4 protein-coding genes are annotated in these 5,217 nt (G+C 58.8%); 1 reads left to right on the top strand and 3 read right to left on the bottom strand.

What is annotated here, in order from left to right; all coding sequences use genetic code 11:
• Window positions 1-1,164, bottom strand: coding sequence for an isovaleryl-CoA dehydrogenase (locus tag B7L09_RS05815; RefSeq protein ID WP_094468097.1), 1,164 nt, complete (start codon window positions 1,162-1,164; stop codon window positions 1-3).
• Between the two features lie 294 nt (window positions 1,165-1,458).
• Here B7L09_RS05815 and B7L09_RS05810 point away from each other — a divergent pair, with 294 nt between their 5' ends.
• Window positions 1,459-3,156: an AMP-binding protein gene (locus B7L09_RS05810; RefSeq protein WP_094468096.1), complete on the top strand. Its 1,698-nt coding sequence runs from the start codon at window positions 1,459-1,461 to the stop codon at window positions 3,154-3,156.
• 605 nt (window positions 3,157-3,761) lie between these two features.
• On the opposite strand, the gene B7L09_RS05805 is transcribed toward B7L09_RS05810, so the two are convergent.
• Complete coding sequence (locus B7L09_RS05805) at window positions 3,762-4,661, bottom strand: hydroxymethylglutaryl-CoA lyase (RefSeq protein ID WP_094468095.1); 900 nt, start codon at window positions 4,659-4,661, stop codon at window positions 3,762-3,764.
• A gap of 147 nt (window positions 4,662-4,808) precedes the next feature.
• Window positions 4,809-5,207 carry a MerR family transcriptional regulator gene (locus tag B7L09_RS05800; protein WP_094468098.1) on the bottom strand — a complete coding sequence of 133 codons (399 nt, stop codon included), beginning with the start codon at window positions 5,205-5,207 and terminating at the stop codon, window positions 4,809-4,811.
• Window positions 5,208-5,217: the final 10 nt, after the last annotated feature.

The raw sequence follows: 5,217 nt of genomic DNA, 5'->3' as shown, positions 1-5,217 counted from the left end.
TCAGCGGGTTTCGTTGAAGAGTTCGCGACCGATCAACATGCGGCGAATCTCACTGGTGCCGGCGCCAATTTCGTACAGCTTGGCGTCACGCAGCAGTCGCCCGGCGGGGAATTCGTTGATGTAGCCGTTGCCGCCGAGAATCTGGATCGCGTCGAGGGCCATTTGCGTGGCGCGCTCGGAGGTGTAAAGGATCACCCCAGCGGCATCCTTGCGTGTGGTTTCGCCGCGCTCGCAGGCCCGGGCCACGGCGTACAGGTAGGCGCGACNCGCGTTGAGATGGGTGTACATGTCGGCGACCTTGCCCTGGATCAGCTGGAATTCGCCGATGCTTTGGCCGAACTGCTTGCGATCGTGGATGTACGGCACGATCAGGTCCATGCACGCTTGCATGATGCCGATCGGGCCACCCGCCAGCACCACGCGTTCGTAGTCCAGGCCGCTCATCAGCACTTTGACGCCGCCATTAAGTACGCCGAGGATGTTTTCTTCCGGCACTTGCACGTCATCGAAAAACAGCTCGCAGGTGTTGGAGCCGCGCATGCCCAGCTTGTCGAATTTGTTGCTGCGGCTGAAGCCTTTCCAGTCGCGCTCGACGATAAAGGCGGTGATGCCGTGAGGGCCTTTTTCCAGGTCGGTCTTGGCGTAGATCACGAAGGTATTGGCGTCGGGGCCGTTGGTGATCCAGGTCTTGCTGCCATTGAGCACGTAATGGTCGCCGCGTTTTTCGGCGCGCAATTTCATCGAGACGACATCGGAGCCGGCATTCGGCTCGCTCATGGCGAGCGCGCCGACGTGCTCGCCGCTGATCAGCTTGGGCAGGTACTTGAGCTTCTGCGCGTGGCTGCCGTTGCGGTTGATCTGGTTGACGCACAGGTTGGAGTGGGCGCCGTAGGACAAGGCGACCGACGCCGAGCCGCGACTGATTTCTTCCATGGCGACCACGTGGGCCAGGTAGCCAAGGCCAGCACCGCCGTATTCTTCCGCGACGGTAATGCCCAGCAGGCCCATGTCGCCGAATTTGCGCCACAAGTCAGCCGGGAACAGGTTGTCGATGTCGATCTGAGCGGCGCGGGGAGCGATTTCCTTGGCCACGAAGGACTGCACCTGATCGCGCAGCATGTCGATGGTTTCGCCGAGGGCAAAGTTCAGGGATGGGTAGCTCATGGGTCACCTTTTGGCTTTTTTGTAGGGTGGGGAGGGCAGTGATTCGGCTCTCACCTTTACGTTAACGTAAGCCTGTGACGAATGGCTGTCAATCACCCTTTACGTTAACGTCAACTTGAGCGAGAGTAGAGCCAGTTTATAGAAGGCGAACCACCCCGGTGGGAGCCGCCGTAACACCCACTAATAAAGACAATAGGGGTCGTCCTTGAGCGAGAGTAGAGCCAGTTTATAGAAGGCGAACCACCCCGGTGGGAGCCGCCGTAACACCCACTAATAAAGACAATAGGGGTCGTCATGGATCAACCCAGTGCAAGCCCGCAGCGCAGCTATACCCGTGGTTCCCAAGAGAAAGCCTTGTTGGCGATGACCATCGGTCAGGCTTTCGACAACACGGTCGCGCAATACCCGAACGGGGAGGCGCTGGTCGTGCGCCATCAGCAGTTGCGCTACACCTGGCAGCAACTTGCCGACGCCGTCGACTTGCACGCCAGAGCCCTGTTGGCGCTCGGCTTGCAGGCCGGTGACCGCCTCGGTATCTGGGCACCGAATTGCGCGCAGTGGTGCATCATCCAGTTTGCCAGCGCAAAAATCGGTGTGATCCTGGTCAACATCAACCCGGCCTACCGCAGCTCCGAACTTGAATACGTGTTAAAGCAATCCGGTTGCCAATGGCTGGTCTGCGCCGGTGCGTTCAAGACCTCCGACTATCACGGCATGCTGCAAGGCCTGGTGCCTGAGCTGGCGGAGCAATCCATCGGAAAGCTGCAAAGCGAACGCCTCCCAGACTTGCGCGGCGTCATCAGTCTGGATGCACAACCTCCGTCGGGCTTCCTGCCGTGGTCACAACTGGGCGATCTCGCCGCCAGCGTGTCCGCCGAACAATTGCGTGAACGCCAGGACAGCCTGCACTTCGATCAAGCCGTCAACATCCAGTACACCTCCGGCACCACCGGCTTCCCCAAAGGGGCCACCCTCAGTCACCACAACATCCTCAACAACGGTTACATGGTCGGCGAAAGCCTCGGGCTGACGGCCAATGACCGCCTGGTGATCCCGGTGCCGTTGTATCACTGCTTCGGCATGGTGATGGGCAACCTTGGTTGCATCACCCATGGCACCACCATGATCTACCCCAATGATGGCTTCGATCCGCTCCTGACCCTGACCACGGTTGCCGAAGAAAAAGCCACCGCACTCTACGGCGTGCCGACCATGTTCATCGCCATGCTCGATCAACCCAAGCGCGCCGAGTTCGATCTGTCGAGCCTGCGTACCGGGATCATGGCCGGGGCGACCTGTCCGATCGAGGTCATGCGCCGGGTCATCAGTGAAATGCACATGAGCGAAGTGCAGATCGCCTACGGCATGACGGAAACCAGCCCGGTGTCGTTGCAGACCGGCCCGTCTGACGAACTGGAACTGCGCGTGACCACCGTTGGCCGGACCCAGCCGCAACTGGAAAGCAAGATCATCGACGAGGCCGGCAACCTGGTGCCGCGCGGCACCATCGGCGAACTCTGCACCCGCGGTTACAGCGTGATGCTCGGCTACTGGAATAACCCCGACGGCACCCGCGACGCCATCGATGACGCGGGCTGGATGCACACCGGCGACCTGGCGACCATGGACGAGCACGGCTATGTGTGCATCGCCGGGCGTAACAAGGACATGATTATTCGCGGCGGTGAAAACGTGTACCCGCGTGAGCTGGAAGAGTTTTTCTTTACCCATCCGGCGGTGGCGGACGTACAAGTCATCGGGATCCCGTGTTCGCGCTATGGCGAAGAGATTGTCGCCTGGATCAAATTCCACCCGGGCCATGTCGCCAACGAGCTGGAGCTGCAAACCTGGTGCAAGGGCCGCATTGCGCACTTCAAGACGCCCAAACATTTCAAGTTCGTAGAAGAGTTTCCGATGACCGTAACCGGCAAGATCCAGAAATTCCGGATGCGCGAGATCAGTATTGAGGAATTGCGCGAAAAGCAGGTCTGACAATTTCACCCTTGTGGGAGCCAGCAGGCTGGCTCCCACAAGCGGTGGTGAAAACCTGGATTGCAGAAAGCACAAAGGGGAGCCGAAGGTCCCCTTTAATTTGTCGTTGCGTGCTCTTTTTTTATTATTGAGGGGCGGTCTATTGTTGTTTTTGGCAACCGTTACCCTTTACCGCTGTTTTTGGCGACCCCCATCCGGGGTCAAGAGCAAACGTATTTTTTTGAGCGCTGATCTGCTTCTTCGTAATCGATCCAACCAGTGGGTAGCTACCTGAAGGTAGTTTTATTGTTCTCTGCCCGGTTGCGGGTTACTCCGAAAAGCACCCTGAAAAGCACATCCTCTCCAAAAAAATCTGTTAGCTGCGTCTCTGCCGTGTTGTTTTTGTTATGTCAGAGTCGTTTCGTCTTATTTTTATTAGGTTTGGCGCTTTTTTTNTTCTTGTTATGCAATAGAGATAGCAGAAGCCGTGCCAACTTTAAAAATACGTTGAAAATCAACAAGTTATGTTTTTGTCAGATTTTTCGTTCAGACAAAACCAGACAATTTGTTTCCGTGTTACTCGCTTGTGCCCCACGTTTCAGACGTAGCGGTAACACCCGCACGCCTCACTGTGCGCTGCGAGCCTTGGCCACGCGCGAGCCGGTCGGTCGCCCCAGCACGGAGCAAATCTGCTGGCCGGCCAAAATCAGAGCGTCCAGATCAATACCGGTCTCTATACCGAGGCCGTTGAGCAGGTAAACCACATCCTCGGTGGCGACGTTACCGCTAGCGCCTTTGGCGTAAGGGCAGCCGCCAAGGCCTGCGATGGAGCTGTCGAACACCGCGATACCTTCCAGCAGGCTGGCGTAGATGTTGGCCATGGCCTGGCCATAGGTGTCGTGGAAGTGCCCGGCCAGTTTTTCACGCGGCACAACAGCCGAGACCACATCGAACATCGTGCGGGTCGCGCCGGCGGTGCCGGTGCCGATGGTGTCGCCCAGGGAAACCTCATAGCAGCCCATGGCATACAACTCGCGCGCGACCGCCGCGACCTGTTCCGGGGCGATGTCACCTTCGTAAGGGCAACCCAACACACACGACACATAGCCGCGCACGCTGATGCCGTGCTGCTTGGCCGCCGCCATGATTGGCGCAAAGCGCTCCAGGCTTTCGCTGATCGAGCAGTTGATATTGCGTTGGGAAAACGCTTCGGAGGCCGCGGCGAACACCGCGACTTCCTTGACCCCGGCCGCGATTGCATCCTCAAACCCGCGCAGGTTGGGGGCGAGTGCGCCATAGGTCACGCCCGGTTTGCGCTGNATCTGCGCAAACACCTCGGCCGAGCCGGCCATCTGCGGCACCCATTTGGGCGACACAAAACTGCCAACCTCGATATAGCCAAGGCCCGCAGCGGTCAGCGCGTCGACCAGTTGCACCTTGTCCGCAACGCTGATGGGTTGGGGTTCGTTTTGCAGACCATCGCGAGGGCCGACTTCGACCAGGCGTACGTGGGTGGGTAGGGACATGGGAATCGACCTGTGCTAACTGTCTGAATGTTCAGAAAACCCTGTGGGAGCGAGCTTGCTCGCGATGAGGGCGTGACATTCAAAATTGATGTTGGCTGACAGTCCGCCATCGCGAGCAAGCTCGCTCCCACAGGGGACTGCGTGGACTTACTGAACCACTTCCTGGCTCTTGATCGTCTGCTCCAACGCCTGGGTGCAGCGCTCCTGCGCCGTGTCCAGTTCCAGTTTCATCTGTTCGATATCCAGCAACTGTTGCTCAAGCTGCTCGCGGCGCTCGGCGATCTTGGCCAGCATGCTGTNGAGCTGTTTCTGATTGCCGCCGGTGGGGTCGTAGAGCTCGATCAGCTCGCGGCACTCGGCCAGGGAGAAGCCAATGCGCTTGCCCCGCAGGATCAGCTTCAGGCTGACCTTGTCACGGGGCGTATACACGCGTTCCTGACCACGGCGCTCAGGACTGAGCAGGCCTTGTTCTTCATAGAAACGAATGGCGCGGGTAGTAATGTCGAGCTCGCGGGCGAGGTCGGAAATGCTGTAGGTCGTGCTCATGGGGGCGCTC

The sequence above is a fragment of the Pseudomonas mandelii genome, assembly GCF_002251635.1.
In the GTDB taxonomy this organism is placed as follows: Bacteria; Pseudomonadota; Gammaproteobacteria; order Pseudomonadales; family Pseudomonadaceae; genus Aquipseudomonas; species Aquipseudomonas mandelii_B.
The sequence above is the reverse complement of the archived record's forward strand: the minus strand, read 5'-3'. Positions and strand labels throughout refer to the sequence as shown.

Excerpts from the sequence above, each read along its gene's own strand:
- B7L09_RS05810 (WP_094468096.1), top strand. The coding sequence starts at position 1,459 with ATGGATCAACCCAGTGCAAGCCCGCAGCGCAGCTATACCCGTGGTTCC.